Raw genomic sequence first — 19212 nt, forward strand, 5'->3', positions numbered from 1 at the left:
GGCGGCCCCCGCCTCCGCCTTCCCCTGCCCCGCCTGCTGATGCCTTCTGCGACCGCCGCGCGGGCCCGCTCGATGCGCATGTGTCCTTCGACAGCCCGGACTTCGGCCCCGCATCGTCGCGCGGGTCACCGCACAAGACAGCCGCCGGCGGCCCCGCCGCGTCGGATCGTTCGCCCATAGGCCGTGCATCGCCCGTCGCCCCCCTCGCAGTCCGTCACTCTTCCCCGGCGCCGCGTGCTGACACGGCGCTGCCCCAGTCGGGACGATACACCAGTCTCGTCACTCAGGGACATAGTTCCTCTACTCTCCGTGACGACCAGGCACGATGCGGGCGCGGAGCGGGCACGGGGTGCATCCGGACGGGCGCACAGCGTGCCCGACGAACGCCGTGCGGCCGTACGGGAGTTACCCGCGGGGCCGGTGTGGTTCGCGAGGTCTGCGGGGTGTGCGGAGCCTCGGGGGACCGGGGGTCAGTCGCTGTGTCCGTCGACGGTGAGCACGACGTTCTCGAGCGGCTCCCCCGCCGCGAACCGCGTGAGCTGGGCGGCGAGGAGCCGCTTGGCGCGCGGCAGGAAGGCGGATGTGGGGCCGCCCACGTGCGGCGAGATGAGCACCCCTGGAGCCTGCCACAACGGGTGCTCCTGGGGCAGCGGTTCGGGATCGGTGACGTCGAGGGCCGCCGTGATGCGGCCCGTCTCCAGTTCCGCGAGGAGGGCCTTGGTGTCGACGACCGGGCCGCGGCCGACGTTCACGAGCAGCGCGCCGTCCTTGAGGCGCGCGAGGAACTCGGCGTTCACGAGGCCGCGGGTGTCCTCGGTGAGCGGGGTCACCATGACGACGACATCGGCCTGCGGCAGCAGCTCCGGCAGCTCGGCGAGCGGGTGCACGGGCCCGCGCTCCGTTGTACGGGCGGAGCGCGCGACGCGTGTCACCCGCGCGACCTCGAACGGCGTGAGCCGGTCCTCGATGGCGCCGCCGATGGCGCCGTACCCCACGATGAGGACGTGCTTGTCGGCGAGCGCGGGCCGGAATCCGCCGCGCCACTCGCCGCGGTCCTGCCCGCGGACGAAGTCGGGGATGCCGCGCAGGGAGGCGAGGATCAGGGTGAGCGCGAGCTCTGCGGTGCTGGCGTCGTGCACGCCGCGCGCATTGCACAACTGGACACCGGGGCGCAGGTACTTCAGCCCGCCCTGTACGTGGTCGACGCCCGCGGAGAGCGTCTGCACGGCGCGCAGGGACGTCATCTCGGGCATCGGCCGGACGCCGACGCCCGGCGGCTTCATGTAGGGGACGACGTAGTACGCGCAGTCGGCGGGGTCCGCGGGGAATTCGGGTTCGCCGTTCCAGAAGCGGTAGTCGAGCCCCTGCGGAAGGCCCGGAATCTCATCGGCGCGGAAAGGCAGCCATACATCACCAGTCATGGCCAGGAGGCTATGTCAGCCCAGTGAAGGTACAGAGGTTAGGTTGGGGACCTCGGCAGGAGGGGCCGGAGGGCCAGGGAGGGTCACGGGCACGTGAAGCAAGGCGCGCGCAAGGCGATCGGTGCGACGGGGCTCGACGTGGGTGCCGTCGGGATCGGCTGCATGCCGATGAGCTGGGCGTACACGGGCTCGCGGCAGCGCGGCGAGGAGTCCCTGCGCGCCCTGCACACCGCCCTGGACCGGGGCTGCAGCCTGGTCGACACCGCGGACATGTACGGGCCGTTCACCAATGAGCTGCTGCTCGGCCGCGTGCTCAAAGAGCGGCGGGCGGACGCCTTCGTGTCGACGAAGGTGGGGCTGCTCGTCGGCGAACAGCACATCGTCGCCAACGGCAGGCCCGGCTATGTGAAGCGGGCCTGTGACGCGTCGCTGCGGCGCCTGCAGACCGATGTCATCGACCTGTACCAACTGCACCGCGAGGACCCCGAGGTTCCCGTCGAGGAGACGTGGGGCGCGATGGCGGAGCTCGTGAGCGCGGGCAAGGTGCGCTCGCTGGGGTTCTGCGCCGTGGGCGCGCGGGGCTCGCGGCGCGGTGGCCGGGCCGCGCGGCATGCCGGAACGATCCGCCAGTTGGAGCGGGTGCAGCAGGTGTTCCCGGTCAGCGCGGTCATGGCCGAGCTGTCGGTGTGGTCGCCGGAAGCGCTCGGAGCGCTGCTGCCGTGGTGCTCGGCGCGCGGCGTCGGGTTTCTCGCCGCGATGCCGCTGGGCAGCGGGTTCCTGACCGGCACGCTCACTCCCGGAGGGGGCTTCGAGCCGGACGATCTGCGCGCCCGCCACCCCCGCTTCACCGCCGAGATGATGGCGGCCAACCAGCCGATCGTGGCGGGCCTGCGCCGCGTCGCCGCGCGGCACGGCGAGCACGTGACACCGGCCCAGGTGGCGCTCGCCTGGGTCGCGGCGCAGGGTGCGGGCGTGGTGCCGGTCCCGGGCACCAAGCAGGAGCGCTGGGCGCTGGAGAACGCCGCGTCCGCGGAACTGCGGCTCACCGCCGAGGACTTCGCGGAGATCGCGGGGCTTCCGCCGGCGCAGGGATCCTGGGACTGAGCGACCGGGGCCGGGGCTCGGGGCGCGCGCTTAGGGACTCAGGGTTCGGGAACCTGAGCGGCGCGCGAGGTGTTTGAACGGTAGAGCGGTGTGTGAACGGCAGAGCTTCGCGTCGAAGGGATCCTGATCGTGCAACGACCAGCTGTGCGGCCCGCGTTGGCCCTCACCGCCTGTGCCGCGCTCCTGCTCACGGCCGGGTGCTCCTCCGGTGACGACTCCCCCGCGTCGAGCAGGGAATCGACGTCCGCGCCGAGCGGGGGCGGTTCGGGCGGCTCCTCGTCCCCCAAGGGCGACGTGCCTCCGGCGAAGGGCTCGGTGAGCGTCGAGCGGACCGTCACGTCCGGCCTCAAGTCGCCATGGGGGCTCGCCGAGCTGCCCGGTGGGGACCTGCTCGTCTCGTCCCGCGACGAGGGGACGATCACCCGTGTCGACACGAAGACCGGGAAGAAGACGGTGCTCGGCGAGGTGCCCGGCGTCGCACCCGAGGGCGAGGGCGGTCTCCTCGGCCTCGCCCTCTCCCCCTCGTACGCCTCCGACCACATGGTCTACGCGTACTTCACGACGGAGTCGGACAACCGCGTCGTACGGATGATCTACGACGAGAAGAAGCCCTCCGGCGAGCAGTTGGGCGCCCCCGACACGGTGTTCCGCGGCATCCCCAAGGGCACGAACCACAACGGCGGGCGGATCGCGTTCGGCCCGGACAAGCTGCTGTACGTGGGGACCGGCGAGACGTACGACAAGCCGCTGGCGCAGGACAAGAAGTCGACGGGCGGCAAGATCCTCCGGCTGACCGCGGAGGGCGAGCCCGCGCCGGGCAATCCCTTCGGCGACTCCCCCGTGTACTCGTACGGGCACCGCAATGTGCAGGGTCTGGCCTGGGACGAGGACAAGCGGCTCTGGGCCTCGGAGTTCGGGCAGGACACCTGGGACGAGCTGAACCACATCGTGGCCGGTGACAACTACGGCTGGCCCGACGCCGAGGGCAGGAGCGGCGACAAGAAGTACCACGACCCGATCGCCCAGTGGCACACCTCGGACGCCTCGCCCAGCGGCATCGCGTACGCGAAGGGGTCGATCTGGATGGCCGGGCTGCGCGGCGAGCGGCTCTGGCGGATCCCGCTCGACGGCGCGAAGGCGGCCCACGACCCGCAGGCGTTCCTGGAGGGGAAGTACGGGCGGCTGCGCACCGTGGTCGCGGCGGGCGGCGACAAGCTGTGGCTGACGACGAGCGAGACGGACACGCGCGGGACGCCCGAGAAGGGGGACGACCGGATTCTGGAGCTGAAGGTCAGCTGACGTCCTCGCCCGGCTCAGCGGGCTCCTGGCGCTCCCGGGGCTCCGCCTCCGTGGACTCCCCGGGCTCCGCCTCGGTGGCCTGCGGCGGGCGGACGACGACCTTGCCCGACGTGAGGTCTATCGGGCCGCGGCCCGGATCCCCGTCGTTCATGTCGACGCGGGTCAGCTCCAGGCGCTTGCGCTCGTCGTTGGTGTGCTTGCGGCCGGGCGAGAACAGTTCCTCGAACATGTTGAACACGGCGCCTCCCTGGGCGTGGCCCGACCGGGCCCTCCCCCTCAGCGTACGGGAGCCCGCTCCGCAGAGAAGAGGCGCAGGCGGTGAGCCAGGGCCGCCGCCTCGCCGCGGCCCGCGACTCCCAGCTTCGCGAGGATGTTGGAGACGTGGACGCTGGCCGTCTTCGGCGAGATGAACAGCTCCTCGGCTATCTGCCGGTTGCTGCGCCCCGCGGCGACCAGGCACAGCACGTCCCGCTCGCGGCTCGTGAGGCCGAACTCCTGCGCGGGGTCGGCCGGAGCGCTCTGTCGCGGCGCTTCGCGGGCCAGGGTCAGCCGCGCGCGCTGGGCGAGCAGCGCGACGGACTCGGCGAGCGGGCGCGCGCCCAGCTGCTCGGCGACCGCGCCGACGAGGCGGAGCAGCCCGGTGGCCCGGTCCCGGTCGTCCTCCGCGCCCCGCGCGACCAGGGTTTCCGCGAGGCGGAGCCGGACGCGCGCCAGATCGTAGGGACGGTCGAGGGGTTCGAACGCGGTGGCCGTGGCGGACCAGTCGTCGGGGGTGTCGCGGCCCTCCGCGCGCAGGAGCTCGGCGCGCACCCACTGCTCATGGGCCTGCCAGACGGGGACCGGGGTGGCCTGACGCTTGGCGGCGTCCCGGATACGAGCCACCGCCTCGACGCGGCCCGTGTCGGCTGCGGGCAGTCCGCGGGCGTCCGCCTCGGCCGCGGCGGCGGTGCGCAGGAGGGGCCACAAGTAGCGGTGCATGGAGGCCGGCAGCCCCACTGCGACCAGCCGGTCGAGCTCGGCGCGGGCGTCCAGGAGACGGCCCTGGGCGGCGGCGAGCGTGAGGGCGAGGTGGGCGCGGGGCAGCACGTACTGCGGCTGAAGGTCGTGCGCACCGTACAGCTCGTCGGCCTCGGCGATGAGGGCGGCCGCTTCCTGGAAGGCGCCGCGTCCGAGGGCGATCATCGCGAGATGGGCGCAGCCGCCGGAGCGGGGCTTCGAGCTGAGGCCGGAGCGGCGGACCCAGCCGGCGGCCTTCACCGCTTCGTCCCAGCGGCCGAGGGAGACCAGCGACTCGGCCTGGTTGGAACGGACCCAGCCCTCGTTGTCGGTGAGCCCGTACCGGCGGCACAGCTCGATGGCCTCGTCACAGATCCGGGCGGATTCGGCGGATCGGCCCACGCCCTCCAGATGGGAGGGCAGGTTCACGTTCACGTTGCTCATCCGGGCGAACAGCCCGAGTTCCATGGAGCGCTCGCGCACGGCGTACAGCTCGGCGAAGCCCTGGTCGAGGTCTCCGGCGTCGACCAGGAGGCCGCCGAGGATCAGGCGCGCGTGCAGTCCGATCTCCTCGGCTCCGACCATGCGCGCGTACTCGACGGCCCGCTCGGCGGCGGCCAGTGCCTCGGGGCCGGGGGTGTGCAGCATGCCCCAGATGGCCACGTTCGTGAGGACCTCCGCGTGCACCGCGGACGGCGGCAGGCCACGGACGAGTTCCTGCGCGGTGGCGATCTCGTCCCAGCCGTCGCCGCGGCCGATGTGCGGGACGATCCGGGAGTTCTGGACGTGGAACCAGGCGGCGCGCAGGGGGTCGCCCGCGCCGCTCGCCGCGGCCTCGTCCAGGATGCGGATCGCACGCTTGCCGATCTTCAGGGCGCGCTCCCGCTCGCCGCACAGGCGCCCCGCGACGGCGGCCTCGGACAGCAGGTCGAGGTAGTCGAGCGGGGTCTCGGCGGGGTCGCAGCCGCAGGAGCTGAACGCGATGGCGTAGTCCCCCATGCGCAACCCGGCGCGCACCTCCTCCGGAGCGGTGTCCCACAGCTCCATCGCCCGCTCCAGCAACCGCAGTTGCTCGGAGAACGCGTGCCGCCTGCGGGTCGCCACGGAGGCGTCGAGGACGGCGGGCAGAGCCTTCGCCGCGTCGTGGGCGTGGTACCAGTAGCTGGCGAGGCGCGTCACGCGCGCGTCGGCGGGCACCAGCGACGGCTCGGCCTCCAGTGCCTCGGCGTAGCGCCGGTTGAGCCGGGAGCGCTCGCCGGGCAGCAGATCGTCGCTGACGGCCTCGCGGACCAGGGAGTGGCGGAACCGGTATCCGTCTCCGTCCGGCGAGGCGAGCAGGATGTTCGCGCCGACGGCCGCGCGCAGTGCCTCGATGAGCGCTCGTCCTCGCCGAGCCCGGCGACGGCCGCGAGCAGCGGGTACTCGACCGTGGAGCCGCCCTCCGCGCAGATCCGGGCGACGCGCTGGGCGGACTCGGGCAGCGATTCGACGCGGACGAGGAGGACATCGCGCAGCGAGTCGGTCAGGCCCATGGCGCAGCCCTCGGCGGCCGACACGGCGAGCTCCTCGACGAAGAACGCGTTGCCGTCGGAGCGCCGGAAGATGTGGTCCACGTCGGCGGGTTCGGGTTCCGCGGCCATGATTCCGGCTATCTGGCGGGCGACCTCGTCACGGCTGAGGCGGCCGAGTTCGATGCGGGTGACGGTGCGCAGCCGGTCGAGTTCGGCGAGCAGGAGGCGCAGGGGGTGGCGGCGGTGCACGTCGTCCGCGCGGTAGCTGGCGATGACGGCGATACGGCCGCTGCGCAGCGTACGGAACAGGTAGCTGAGCAGGTGGCGGGTGGAGGCGTCCGCCCAGTGCAGGTCTTCGAGGATGACGACGACGGTGCGCTCGGCCGCGACGCGCTCCAGGAGCCGGGCGGTGAGTTCGAAGAGGCGGGCCGTGGCGCTGTCGTCACCGCGCCCGTCGAAACCCCTGGCCTCGTGGTCACCCAACTCCGGCAGCAGGCGCGCGAGTTCGTCCTCGCGGCCCGCGACCGCGGCGTCCACCTCGCCGGGCAGTGTGCGGCGCAGGGCGCGCAGGGCGGTGGAGAACGGCGCGAACGGCAGTCCGTCGGCGCCGATCTCGACGCAGCCGCCGGTGACGACGACGGCGCCACGCTCGCGGGCGGCCGCGCCGAACTCCTCGACGAGGCGCGTCTTGCCCACGCCGGCCTCGCCGCCGAGCAGCAGCGCCTGCGGCTCGGCGGCCTCGGCCCGCTCAAGGGCCTTGCTCAGTACACCCAGTTCATCGGCTCGGCCGACGAAAACGGGACTGACGGACCTGGTCTCCACATCGCTGAGCATCGCACACGGGTCTGACAACGGGGCCGGGATTTCGGCCCCGCGGACCGCGGCGGTCGCGCTCACGCCGTGCGCGGGGCGCGGCGTCGGTCGGAGCGGTCGGCATTCACCGGCCTCTCGGCGTCCTGGCTGTTGTGCCGGAGCGCGCGCCGCTCCGCACGGTGCGCCTTCGCCTGCTTGCGGGCGGAGTTCGCGAGGCGGTACCGCTCGGCCTGCTCGATGAGTTCGGCGGAGCGGAGCTGGTGGAGTTCGTACTCGAACATGTCGTCTCCCTGGTGACGGTTCCTCGGCTCTCGCGGAGCGTTCTCCGCGATGCCTCGACTCTCGTCTCCCAGGGGGGTGCGGCACATCGGGAGAGTGCCGCATGTTCGTGGGCCGCGCCTCCTTAGGCGCGGCCCACGGTGTGCCTTAGGCGGCTCGGCCGCCCTTGTGCGAGTGCCTCAGGCGCTGGTGCTCGGCAGGCCCATGATGAGGTCGGTGTACTTGGCGACGGCGAGCAGCAGCCCGATGACGCCGACGGCGAGACCCGCCCACGCGGTCGACTTGATCCACAGTGCCTGCGGCTTGCCGGGCGCGCCGAACGCGGGCCGGGCGAGGACGGCGGCGCCGATCACCAGGGCGACGAGCGAGAAGAGCCCGCCGACCAGGGCGGCGGAGTGCCAGGCGTCGCCGTACATCGCGGAGACCTGCTTGGCGATGCCCGCGCTCTGCGCGGTGGTGAGCTGGCCCTTGAGCTGCGCGCGGGCCGAGGCGATGGTGCCGAGCCAGCCGCCGCTGAGCCCGACGACGGCGAGGGCCACGGAGACGATCGCGCCGGCGCCCTGGCCGACGCCGGACGGCTTGTCGGCCTCGGCCTTCGCGAGGGCCGAGAGCTCGGCCTCGGCGGCGGCCTCGGCGGCCGCGTCGTCGTCCTGCACGTCCTCGGTGGCCTCCTCGGCCGCCTTGGGCTCCTCCGTCGTCTCGGTCGCCTTGGGCTCCTCGGTCGTCCCGGTCGCCTTGGCGTCCTTGGCCTCCGCGTCCTCCTCCCGCGTCTCGGCGTCGCGCTGCGCTTCAGTCTTCGTAGTCATGCTGCGCACCGTACGGACGGAGTCTGAGAGGTGTCTTAACGTTCCCTGTGCCCGCTCCGTGCGCTACGCCACTCGGGCCCGAGCACGGACCAAATCTCCATGTCATGGCGCTTCCCCCGCCAGGGAAAACTTTCCCGGTGGACTCCCTCTTTGGTGAACCCGAGGCGCCGGGCCACGTTGAGACTCGCGACATTTCCGGACGCGGCGAGCCATTCCACGCGGTGGATTCCGCGCTCCTCGACGGCCCAGTCGATGAGGTGCCGCATCGCGCGCGTGACGAGGCCGCGTCCGGCGCCGGCCGGCTCCAGCCAGCAGCCGACCTCGCAGTTGCCGTGGTCCTCGTCGAAGTTGAGCGCCAGTACGCCGCCGACGAGCAGTCCGTCCAGCCAGATGCCGTGGTACGCGCGCGTGCCGGCGGCCCGCGCGTCCGCGAACTGCTGGAGCAGCTCCCGGGTGGAGGCGAGGTCGGTCGCCGTGGAGCCGAACGGGATGAACCGTCCGATGAACTCCCGGCCGCGGTCCAGGTGGGCCAGGAACTCCTCGGCGTGCCAGGGCTCCAGGGGCCGCAGTTCGGCGTCGGCCTCACCCAGCGGGATCGCGTACATCGGTCTCCTTCGTCAACAGCTCGTCCAGCGCGTCCTCGCCGGCCGTGCGCTGCACCGGGATCCTCGCATCCGCGGCGGCGCGGCACTCGGGAGGCTCGATGCTCAGACGCGGCAGGCGCCGGTCGAGCCACTTGGGCAGCCACCAGTTGGCGCCGCCGAGCATGTGCATCAGGGCGGGCACGAGGAGCGTACGGAGGATGAACGCGTCGACGGCGACGGCCACGGCGAGCGCGATGCCGAACATGGCGATCACCCGGTCCCCGCTGAGCACGAACGCCAGGAACACCGAAATCATGATCACAGCCGCCGAGTTGATCACGCGGCTGGTCTCGGCGAGCCCGACCCGCACGGCCCGCCGGTTGTCTCCGGTCTCCAGCCACTCCTCGTACATCCGGCTCACGAGGAACACCTGGTAGTCCATGGAGAGCCCGAAGAGGACCGACACCATGATCACGGGGAGGAAGGGCTCGATGGGCCCCGACCGCCCGAGCCCGAGCAGTTCGCTCCCCCAGCCCCACTGGAAGATCGCGACGACGACCCCGAAGGCCGCGGCCACGGCGGCGATGTTCATCGCGGCGGCCTTGAGCGGGATCCCGATGGACCGGAAGGCGAGCAGGAGCAGCACGCAGCCGAGTCCGACGACGACCCCGACGAACAGGGGCAGCTTGCCGACGATGACCTCCGCGAAGTCGTCGTAGCTCGCGGTGACGCCGCCGACCTGCACATCGAGGGTGCTGCCCTGTTCGGCGGCCGGTACGACGTCGGCGCGCAGCCGGTCGACGAGCTCGCTGGTCCGCTCGGACTGCGGCGAGGAGGTCGGTACGACGGTGACGTGGGCGGCGCTGTCGTCCGCGTTATACGTAACACGCGAGACGGAGGCGACCCCGTCGGTGTCCCGCAGCTCGCTCGTCAGCTCCGCGAGCGCGGCCTTGTCCTTGGCGCCGTCGACCTGGGTGACGAGGGTGAGCGGCCCGTTCACACCGGGCCCGAAACCGTCGGCAAGGAGGTCGTAGGCCTGCCGGGTCGTGCTGCTCGCCGGACCGTTGCCTTGGTCGGACGTGCCCAGGTGGAGGAAGAAGGTGGGCAGCGAGAGCACCGCGATCACGGCGATGGCGAGCGCGCCCAGCAGCTTCGGCCGGCGCTCCACGAAGGCGGCCCAGCGGGCGGCGAACCCGGTGGGCAACACGGGTTCGGGCCCGTGCTCGACGAGCCGCCGCCGCTCGCGCCGCGACAGGGCGCGCATCCCGATGAACGAGAGGAGCCCCGGCAGCAGCGTCACGGACGCGGCCACGGTGAGCAGCACGGTCACGGAGGCGGCGATCGCGACGCCGTTCAGGAAGCTCAGGCCCAGCATCAGCATGCCGAGCAGCGCGATGCACACGGTGGCCCCGGCGAACACCACGGCCCGCCCGGTGGTGGCGACGGCCCGCTCGGCGGCCTCGGCCACCGGAAGGCCCCGCTTCAGCCCTCTCCTGTGCCGGGTCACGATGAACAGCGCGTAGTCGATCCCGACGCCGAGCCCGACGAGCATGCCGAGCATCGGCGCGAAGTCCGCGACCGTCATGGCGTGCCCGAGGAGCACGATCCCCGCGTACGCGGTGCCGACGCTCACCAGCGCGGTGGCGATGGGCAGCGCGGCCGCGGCGAGCGAGCCGAAGGCGAGGAAGAGCACGACGGCCGCGACGACGACGCCGATGATCTCGGACGTGTGGGCCGAGGTCGACTCGGTGAGCGCGACGGCGCTGCCGCCGAGCTCCACCTGAAGCCCGTCGGGCCCGTCGTCCTCGGCGGCCTGCGCGGTGTCGACGACGGCCTGCGCCTGACCCTTCGGGATGTCGTCGGCCTGCTTGTCGAAGGTGACCGTGGCGTACGCGGTGTGTCCGTCGGCGCTGATCTGTCCCGTGCCATCGGCCTCGTACGGCGATCCGACGGACGCGACGCCGGGGAGCCCGGCGAGCTCGCCCAGGGTGTTGCTCATCGTCTTCTCGACGTCGGCGGCGCGCACGGTGGAGCCCTCGACGTGCCAGACGACGGTGTCGCTGTCGCCGCCGAGCCCGGAGAAGTTCTCGTCCAGGAGCTGCGTGGCGCGACCCGACTCCGTGCCGGGCGCCTCGTAGTCGTTCGAGTACGCGGATCCCGCGACGGCCGCGGCGGCGCTGGTGCCGACAAGAGCGGTCAACCACAGAAGTACGACCACGAGCCGGTGACTGACACACCAGCGGGCAAGTGCGGCCATGGACGCGCTCCCTGAGTCATTTGTTGATCTTTGACCGGGAACATCCGCTTGGTGCGTGAACCGCCCGCAAAGAACACATGAGCAATGAGGGGACACTCTTACAGGAGGAAATGATCCTTTGTCCCTTTCGTGTCCTTACTCACAGGGAGAGCCCGGCCCACAGCGCCACCGTCGACGCCGCCAGCGTCGCGGGGACCGTGAGCAGGCCGAGGCGGGTGAACTCGCCCAGCTCGGGCTCCGTGCCGTGGTCGTGCACGATGCGCCGCCACAGGAGGGTCGCCAGCGAGCCGACGTACGTGAGGTTGGGCCCGAGGTTGACGCCGATCAGGGCGGCGAGCACCGGCCCGGGGCCCATCGGCGTGACGACCGGGAGCAGGGCGAGGATCGCCGGCAGGTTGTTGATGACGTTGGAGAGGAGCGCCGCCACCCCGGCGATCGCCAGCAGCGCGGGCAGGGACGAACCGTCGGGCAGGAAGCGGCCGAGGGCGTCCCCGAGCCCGTTGTCGACCACCGCCTTGACCACGACGCCGAGCGCGAGGACGAAGAGGCAGAACGGCAGGTTGGCCGCCTTGAGCAGTTCCACCGGGGTGCTGTGGCGGCGGGCGAGGGCCCGGGTACCGAGCACGGCCGCGCCCGCGAAGGCGGCCCACAGCGGCTCGACGCCCACGAAGGACGTGACGACGAATCCGGCGAGCGTCAGCGCGAGCACGGTGAGGGTGAACAGCGGGACGCCGGGCGGCTCTTCGGGGTCCGGCTCGTGCGCGGGCGCGGCCAGGTCGTCGGCGAAGTAGCGGCGGAACACCGCGTACTCGATGCCGATCGCCACCAGCCACGGGAGCGCCATGAGCCCGGCGAAGTGCGTGAACGTGAGTCCGCTCGCCGCGAAGGCCAGCAGGTTCGTGAGGTTCGACACGGGCAGCAGAAGGGACGCCGAGTTGGCGAGGTGGGCGCTCGCGTAGACGTGCGGGCGCGGGCGTGCGCCGATGCGGGCCGCTGTCGCGAAGACGACCGGGGTGAGCAGGACGACGGTGGCGTCGAGGCTCAGTACGGCGGTGATCCCGGCGGCCACCGCGAAGACGCCGCCGAGCATCCGCTTCGGGCTGCCGTGACAGGCGCGGGCGACGAGGTCGCCTGCCGCTCGGAACAGGCCTTCGTCGGCGCAGAGTTGAGCCAGGAGCAGGATCCCGGCGAGAAAGCCGACGACCGGGAGCAACTCCTGGGTCTCGGCCCAGGCGTGGGCGGGCGACACCTCTCCCGTAGCCATGGCCACGCCTGCCGCGGGCAGCGCGACGACCGCCTCCGGCCATTTACGGGGCCGTAGGACAGCGAAGACGAGCGTGACGGTGAGGAGGGCTACGGAGACGAGCACGATCGAGCCCCGTTCAGGGACGAGAGCCGGCGGGGGGCCCGGGGACGGCCTTCAAGCCCCGCCTTTCGGACGAGAGCCGGCGGGGTCCGGGGCAGCGCCCCGCGATGTCGGACACGGAAAGGCGGCGGCGCACCGGCAACCCGATGCCCCGCCGCCCAGACGCTGTCAGCCTTCGCTGACGCCCAACTTCTCCAGGATCAGTTCCTTGACGCGGGCCGCGTCGGCCTGACCCCGGGTCGCCTTCATGACCGCGCCCACGAGGGCGCCCACGGCCGCGATCTTGCCGCCGCGGATCTTGTCGGCGATCGCCGCGTTGCCCGCGATCGCCTCCTCCACGGCGGTGGTGAGCGCGCCCTCGTCCGAGACGACCTTCAGGCCGCGCTTCTCGACGACCTCGTCCGGCGTGCCCTCACCCTTGAGGACGCCGTCGATGACCTGGCGGGCCAGCTTGTCGTTGAGGTCGCCCGCGGCGACCAGCTCGGACACGCGGGCCACCTGCTCCGGCGTGATCGGCAGGGCGGCGAGCTCGACGCCCTGGTCGTTCGCGGAGCGGGCCAGCTCGCCCATCCACCACTTGCGGGCGGACGCCGAGTCGGCGCCGGCGGCGATCGTGGCGACGATCGGGCCGATCGCGCCGGCGTTGCGGATCGACTGCATGTCGTGGGCGGTGATGCCCCACTCCTCGATCAGCCGGTTGCGCTGCGCGAGCGGCATCTCGGGGAGCTCGGCGCGCAGCGCCTCGACCCACTCGCGGGTCGGGGCGACGGGCACCAGGTCGGGCTCCGGGAAGTACCGGTAGTCCTCGGCGTTGTCCTTGATGCGGCCCGACGTGGTGGAGCCGTCCTCCTCGTGGAAGTGACGGGTCTCCTGCACGATCGTGCCGCCGTCGTTCAGGACGGCGGCGTGGCGCTGGATCTCGAAGCGCGCCGCGCGCTCCACGGAACGCAGCGAGTTGACGTTCTTCGTCTCCGAGCGCGTACCGAACTCCTTGCGCCCGTGCGGGCGCAGGGACAGGTTCACGTCACAGCGCATCTGACCCTTGTCCATCCGGGCCTCGGACACGTCGAGCGCCTTGATGACCTCGCGCAGCTCGGCGACGTACGCCTTCGCGACCTCGGGGGCCCGCTCGCCCGCGCCCTCGATGGGCTTGGTGACGATCTCGATGAGCGGGATGCCCGCGCGGTTGTAGTCGAGCAGCGAGTGCGAGGCGCCCTGGATGCGGCCGGTGGCACCGCCGACGTGCGTCGACTTGCCGGTGTCCTCCTCCATGTGGGCGCGCTCGATCTCCACGCGGAAGACCTCGCCGTCCTCCAGCTGTACGTCGAGGTAGCCGTCGAAGGCGATCGGCTCGTCGTACTGGGAGGTCTGGAAGTTCTTCGGCATGTCCGGATAGAAGTAGTTCTTCCGGGCGAAGCGGCACCACTCGGCGATCGAGCAGTTGAGCGCGAGGCCGATCTTGATGGCCGACTCGACGCCGATCTCGTTCACCACCGGCAGCGCGCCGGGGAGGCCGAGACAGGTCGGGCAGGTCTGGCTGTTGGCGTCCTGCTTCAGCTCGGTGGAGCAGCCGCAGAACATCTTGGTCTTGGTGCCGAGCTCGACGTGGACCTCGAGGCCCATGACGGGGTCGTACGTCGCGAGGGCTTCCTCGTACGCCACCAAATCAGTCGTGACAGTCACGGTGAAACTTTCCCTCTCAGCCCAGCAGGACGTCGTCGTCGCCCAGGCGCTTGAGCTCCCGGTAGAGGATCGCCAGGCCGGTTGCGATGGCGGCGGCGGACACCGCGGCGTCGATCAGCCGCAGGGTGTCGTTGTCGTTCTTGGCCATCTTCGCCTGCTTCGCGACGCTGATCGCGCCGAAGGCGGTGCTGGCCAGCGAGACGTAGACGCCGGTCTTGGACTTCTTGAAGTTCTTGGCCTTCTTTGCCATGGCACTCACAGCGACGGAGCCTCCTCAAGCAGCGGGTGTCCCCACTTTTCCACGAAAGCGGCCTCGACGGCGGAGCCGACCTTGTACAGGCGCTCGTCCTTCATGGCGGGGGCGATGATCTGCAGGCCGACCGGCAGGCCGTCCTCGGGCGCCAGGCCGCACGGGAGCGACATGGCGGCGTTGCCGGCCAGGTTGGTCGGGATGGTGCACAGGTCCGCGAGGTACATCGCCATCGGGTCGTCGGCGCGCTCGCCGATCGGGAAGGCGGTGGTCGGCGTCGTCGGCGAGACGATCACGTCGACCTGCTCGAACGCGGCCTCGAACTCCTGGGTGATGAGCGTGCGCACCTTCTGGGCGCTGCCGTAGTACGCGTCGTAGTAGCCGGAGCTCAGCGCGTACGTGCCCAGGATGATGCGGCGCTTGACCTCGTCGCCGAAGCCGGACTCGCGGGTCAGCGCGGTGACTTCCTCGGCGGAGTGGCTGCCGTCGTCACCGACGCGCAGGCCGTAGCGCATGGCGTCGAACCGGGCGAGGTTCGAGGAGCACTCGGACGGCGCGATCAGGTAGTACGCCGACAGGGCCAGGTCGAACGACGGGCAGTCCAGCTCGACGACCTCGGCGCCGAGCGACTTCAGCAGCTCGACGGACTCGTCGAAGCGCTGCACGACACCGGCCTGGTAGCCCTCGCCGCGGAACTGCTTGACGACGCCGACGCGCATGCCCTGCACGCTGCCGTTCCGCGCGGCCTCGACGACCGCGGGGACCGGGGCGTCGATGGACGTGGAGTCGAGCGGGTCGTGGCCCGCGATGGCCTCGTGCAGGAGCGCCGCGTCCAGGACCGTGCGGGCGCAGGGGCCGCCCTGGTCGAGGGAGGACGAGAACGCGACCATGCCGAAGCGGGAGACGCCGCCGTAGGTCGGCTTGACGCCCACGGTGCCGGTGACGGCCGCGGGCTGGCGGATCGAGCCGCCGGTGTCCGTGCCGATGGCGAGCGGGGCCTCGTACGCGGCGAGGGAGGCGGAGGAGCCGCCGCCGGAGCCGCCCGGGATGCGGGTGAGGTCCCACGGGTTGCCGGTCGGGCCGTAGGCGCTGTTCTCGGTGGAGGACCCCATGGCGAACTCGTCCATGTTGGTCTTGCCGAGGATGACGACGTCGGCGGCCTTCAGGTTCTTGACCAGCGTCGCGTCGTACGGCGGGATCCAGCCTTCGAGGATCTTCGAGCCGACCGTGGTCGGGATCCCCTCCGTGGTGAAGATGTCCTTCAGCGCGAGCGGGACGCCGGCCAGCGGGCCGAGCTTCTCGCCGTTCCTGACCTTCGCGTCGACGGCGGCGGCCTGCTTCAGGGCGCCCTCCCGGTCGACGTGCAGGAAGGCGTTCACCTTCTCGTCGACGGCGTCGATCCGGGCCAGGTGGGCCTCGGTGACCTCGACGGCGGTGAGCTCACCGGAAGCGATCCTCGCCGCGATCTCGGCGGCGGTCAGCTTGATGATGTTGACGTTGGTGTCCGTCATGGTGATTAGTCCTCCCCCAGGATCTGCGGCACCTTGAAACGCTGCTGCTCCTGGGCCGGGGCGCCGGAGAGCGCCTGCTCGGGGGTGAGCGACGGACGGACCTCGTCCTTGCGCATGACGTTCGTCAGCGGCAGCGGGTGCGAAGTCGGCGGTACGTCTTGGTCGGCGACCTCGCTGACGCGGGCGACCGCGCCGATGATGTCGTCGAGCTGGCCTGCGAAGTGGTCGAGCTCTTCGGGCTTCAGCTCCAGACGCGCCAGCCGGGCGAGGTGGGCGACCTCCTCGCGCGTGATGCCAGGCATGCGGATCCTCACGGGGTGCGTGTTCTCGGTTTGGGCCCAATCCTATGGGGCGCGGAGGCGTGCCGCGGAACGGGTTTGCGGGGGCGGGGTGGGGCCGCACCCCGCGTGCATGTTGTACGGGGCCGGGCGCGCAGTTCCCCGCGCCCCCAAGATGCCCACCCGGGCCCCGGGAAACCGCCGGGGCGGTCAGCCGAGGGGCCCGCAGTCGTCGGACTGGGCCGCCGGGAGGGCCGCCGGCGGGCGCCAGCCGCGGTCGCCGCGGGCCCGCAGCCAGGCCGTCGTCTCGTCGGGCGGCATCGCGGCGGCGACCAGCCAGCCCTGCACCGCGTCGCAGCCGAGGTCCCGCAGCCGCTCCCACGTCTCGTCGTCCTCGACGCCCTCCGCGACGACCAGCAGGCCGAGCGAGTGCGCCAGGTCGACGGTGCAGCGGACGATCTCCGCGTCCTCGTTGTCCACGGCGAGCCGGGCCACGAACGACCGGTCGATCTTCAGCTCGCTGACCGGGAGCCGCCGCAGGTGCACGAGGGACGAGTACCCGGTGCCGAAGTCGTCGAGCGACATCTTCACGCCGTGCCCGGTGAGCCCGGCCAGGGTGTCGGCCGCCCGCTGCGGGTCCTCCAGGAGTACGTGCTCCGTTATCTCCAGTTGCAGGGATCCGGCCGGGACCCCGTGCCGGGCGAGCCGCGCGGCGACCGCTCCCGCGAAGCCGGGCGTGTGCACATCACGCGGCGACACGTTCACCGCGACCGGCACGTACAGCCCCTGCGCACGCCAGCGCGCGACCTGCCCGAGCGCCGTCTCCAGGACGTACTCGGTCAGATGCGGCATCAGCCCGGACGACTCGGCGATGGCGATGAACTCGTCCGGTGGCACCCTTCCGCGCTCCGGGTGCACCCACCGTACGAGCGCCTCCAGGCCCGCGACGTGCCCGTCGAACCGGACCTTCGGCTGGTAGTGCAGCTCCACCTCGCCCGCGTCGAGCGCGCGCCGCAGGTCGCCCAACAGGCCGAGCCGGTCGGGTGTGTTGGAGTCCCGCTTCGACTCGTAGACCTCCACGCCGGTGCGGTCCCGCTTGGCCTGGTACATCGCGACGTCGGCCCGGCGCAGCAGCCCCTCGGCGTCCAGCGCGTGGTCGGGGAAGACGGCGAGTCCCGCGCTCGCCTCCAGTACGAGGGTCAGTCCGTCCAGGTCGAGGGGGGAGCCGAGGGTCGCCACGAGGTTGCGGGCGACGCGTGTCGCGGACGTCGTGGAGTCGGCGACGGGCAGCAGCACGGCGAACTCGTCACCGCCGAGGCGCGCGACCTCCGCGCCGCGCGGCAGCGCCGCTCTCAGCCTGTCCGCGATCTGCAACAGGAGCCGGTCCCCGGCGAGATGACCGAGCGTGTCGTTCACCGAACGGAACCGGTCGAGGTCGATCAGCAGCAGTGCGCTGCGCACCCCGATCCGCTCGGCGTCGTCGAGCGCGCTCCAGGTGCGCTCGAGCAGCCACTGCCGGTTCGGCAGTCCGGTGAGCGGGTCGCGCAGTTGTTCCTCGGCGCGGGCCCGCGCGATCCACAGCGTGGAGTCGAGCGCGATCAACGGGATCGCGAACAGCGGCAGCAGTACGGGAAGCGCGATGGCGACGACGCAGATCAGCGGCGCGATGCCGAGCAGCGCGACGGCGACCAGGCCCTGTCGCACGAGCGAGGTACGGGCGACGGTCGGCAGCCCGGAGTTCGGTGGCGCATGCACGTACCAGAGCAGGGTTCGGGTGACCAGCAGATACGCAAGCGCCGCGAGGGCCACCTCGGCCGCGGTGGACAGGCTCCAGCTCGCGGGCTTCCACGGCACCTCGACGGACGGTACGCGGCCGAACGCGGCGAGGACGAGGGCGCCCGCGCCGATGCCGATGATGTCGATCGCCCCGTGCAGCAGGCCCTGGCGCCAGGAGTGCCTGCGGGCGATGCCGACGAGGACGACGACGGTGAGGCTGACCATGCCCGCGGGCACCCAGCCGTACAGGAGCAGCACGGCGAGGGTGAGGGCCGCGCCGGATCCGGTGCCGCCCCACCAGCGGTCGCGGCCGAGCGCGACGAGGTGGCCGACGATGATCCCGGTCAGGATCGCGAGGCACCAGCCGACCGTGCCGGACGGGAAGAGCGCGTGGCCCTCCCGGAGCGACCAGGAGAACCCGCCGCCGAGCAGGACGGCGGCGAGCGCCACCACGACGCCGGGCAGCAGCGGCACGAGCGCGGCCCGCGAGGTCTCCCCCTGCGCCGCGGACTGATTGCGGGCGGGCGTCGCCACCCCGACCCGGCCGCCCGCGGGGACGGTCCCGGGAAGCGGGCCCGTGGCCCTGCCGGGGCCGGCGGCGCGGCGGGTCCCGTCGGCCCGGGCGCCTCCGACGACGGCGCCGGGCCGGCCGTCCACGGTGCGCCCGTGCACGGTCAGGCCCTCGCGCGCAAGGTCGCCGAGCGGACGAACCCCGGCCGCACGGCTGTTCGACACTTCTTCGCCGGGCCCGCGCCCGCCACTCGCGCCTTCGTCTGCCGGGCGGGCGCCCGAGGGGCGGGAGTCGGGTGCGCCGTCGGCCTGCGGACGCGCGCTGGTTCCGCGCTCGGCGGATATCCGCCCGCGGAGCGCGCCTTCGATCTTCGGGAGGCGGGCCGGCAGGCTGCGCCGGGGCTGCTCGTCGGTTCCTCGGGGCCGGGCAGGGGCGGGTTCCTCCGGGCCGGACGCTGTGTGGGTCTCCGCCGAACTGCCGCCGCCCGCAGGGTGATCCGTCACCCCGCGCTTCAGCAGCCCTTCGTGGCCCGCCACTTCGGTCCCGGGCGCGTCAGGGACCGGCGTTCCGTTCGTCCGGCCGGCGCCGAATCCGGCCGCGCGCCACCATTTGCGCCAGTTCACCACACCACCGCGCTCGCTCTCCCCGTGACCGCTGTCGCTGCCGCCGACTCCCCCGCCGCGGTCGGGGCGGAGTGCCGCTTCGCGCCGCGCACGTCGACGCGGGCGCAGGCGTGAGTCCGGGGCGGCGCTCTCGGTCGGTTCCAT

14 protein-coding genes and 1 pseudogene are annotated in these 19212 nt (G+C 72.3%); 2 read left to right on the top strand and 13 right to left on the bottom strand.

All coding sequences use genetic code 11. The features are described 5' to 3' along the window. Positions 1–470: 470 nt before the first annotated feature. Complete coding sequence (locus tag ACP4E5_RS15970) at positions 471–1421, bottom strand: 2-hydroxyacid dehydrogenase (RefSeq protein ID WP_425829183.1); 951 nt, start codon at positions 1419–1421, stop codon at positions 471–473. A gap of 162 nt (positions 1422–1583) precedes the next feature. Between ACP4E5_RS15970 and ACP4E5_RS15975 the strand changes: the two genes are divergently transcribed. Together ACP4E5_RS15975 and ACP4E5_RS15980 are read left to right on the top strand one after the other, a co-directional pair. Further along, positions 1584–2525, top strand: coding sequence for an aldo/keto reductase (locus tag ACP4E5_RS15975; RefSeq protein ID WP_483030480.1), 942 nt, complete (start codon positions 1584–1586; stop codon positions 2523–2525). Between the two features lie 129 nt (positions 2526–2654). Continuing rightward, positions 2655–3824, top strand: a complete 1170-nt coding sequence (locus ACP4E5_RS15980) for a PQQ-dependent sugar dehydrogenase (RefSeq protein WP_425829187.1) — start codon at positions 2655–2657, stop codon at positions 3822–3824. On the opposite strand, the gene ACP4E5_RS15985 is transcribed toward ACP4E5_RS15980, so the two are convergent. The 12 genes and pseudogenes from ACP4E5_RS15985 to ACP4E5_RS16040 form a co-directional block, all read right to left on the bottom strand. Continuing rightward, positions 3817–4053, bottom strand: coding sequence for a DUF6191 domain-containing protein (locus tag ACP4E5_RS15985; RefSeq protein ID WP_425841373.1), 237 nt, complete (start codon positions 4051–4053; stop codon positions 3817–3819). The two genes, ACP4E5_RS15980 and ACP4E5_RS15985, sit on opposite strands and share 8 nt — an antisense overlap. Positions 4054–4100: 47 nt before the next feature. Beyond that, a pseudogene (locus tag ACP4E5_RS15990) lies at positions 4101–7165 on the bottom strand (helix-turn-helix transcriptional regulator). 59 nt (positions 7166–7224) lie between these two features. After that, positions 7225–7425 carry a hypothetical protein gene (locus tag ACP4E5_RS15995; protein ID WP_425829189.1) on the bottom strand — a complete coding sequence of 67 codons (201 nt, stop codon included), beginning with the start codon at positions 7423–7425 and terminating at the stop codon, positions 7225–7227. A 177-nt stretch (positions 7426–7602) separates the two neighbouring features. Continuing rightward, entirely contained in the window at positions 7603–8229 is a 627-nt protein-coding gene (locus ACP4E5_RS16000; protein ID WP_425829191.1) for a hypothetical protein, read from the bottom strand. A 35-nt stretch (positions 8230–8264) separates the two neighbouring features. Next, positions 8265–8834, bottom strand: coding sequence for a GNAT family N-acetyltransferase (locus tag ACP4E5_RS16005; RefSeq protein WP_425829193.1), 570 nt, complete (start codon positions 8832–8834; stop codon positions 8265–8267). Then, on the bottom strand, positions 8812–11070 hold the full coding sequence (locus tag ACP4E5_RS16010) for an MMPL family transporter (protein ID WP_425829195.1): 2259 nt from the start codon (positions 11068–11070) through the stop codon (positions 8812–8814). The genes ACP4E5_RS16005 and ACP4E5_RS16010 overlap by 23 nt, the downstream gene beginning before the upstream one ends. Before the next feature lie 139 nt (positions 11071–11209). After that, a complete protein-coding gene (locus tag ACP4E5_RS16015; RefSeq protein ID WP_425829197.1) occupies positions 11210–12439 on the bottom strand; it encodes an arsenic transporter in 1230 nt (409 codons plus the stop codon). Between the two features lie 165 nt (positions 12440–12604). After that, complete coding sequence (gene gatB, locus ACP4E5_RS16020) at positions 12605–14119, bottom strand: Asp-tRNA(Asn)/Glu-tRNA(Gln) amidotransferase subunit GatB (RefSeq protein WP_425829199.1); 1515 nt, start codon at positions 14117–14119, stop codon at positions 12605–12607. Positions 14120–14135: 16 nt separating this feature from the next. Continuing rightward, positions 14136–14369 (bottom strand): hypothetical protein, encoded by a 234-nt coding sequence (locus ACP4E5_RS16025; protein WP_425841376.1) that lies wholly within the window; start codon positions 14367–14369, stop codon positions 14136–14138. A 5-nt stretch (positions 14370–14374) separates the two neighbouring features. Further along, positions 14375–15880 (bottom strand): Asp-tRNA(Asn)/Glu-tRNA(Gln) amidotransferase subunit GatA, encoded by a 1506-nt coding sequence (gene gatA / locus ACP4E5_RS16030; RefSeq protein WP_425829201.1) that lies wholly within the window; start codon positions 15878–15880, stop codon positions 14375–14377. Between the two features lie 5 nt (positions 15881–15885). Next, positions 15886–16182, bottom strand: a complete 297-nt coding sequence (gatC, locus tag ACP4E5_RS16035) for an Asp-tRNA(Asn)/Glu-tRNA(Gln) amidotransferase subunit GatC (RefSeq protein ID WP_016432511.1) — start codon at positions 16180–16182, stop codon at positions 15886–15888. Positions 16183–16368: 186 nt separating this feature from the next. After that, a complete protein-coding gene (locus ACP4E5_RS16040) occupies positions 16369–18669 on the bottom strand; it encodes a putative bifunctional diguanylate cyclase/phosphodiesterase (RefSeq protein WP_425841379.1) in 2301 nt (766 codons plus the stop codon). Between the last annotated feature and the right edge of the window lie 543 nt (positions 18670–19212).

The organism is Streptomyces fractus (genome assembly GCF_049844455.1).
Lineage (GTDB): Bacteria > Actinomycetota > Actinomycetes > Streptomycetales > Streptomycetaceae > Streptomyces > Streptomyces fractus.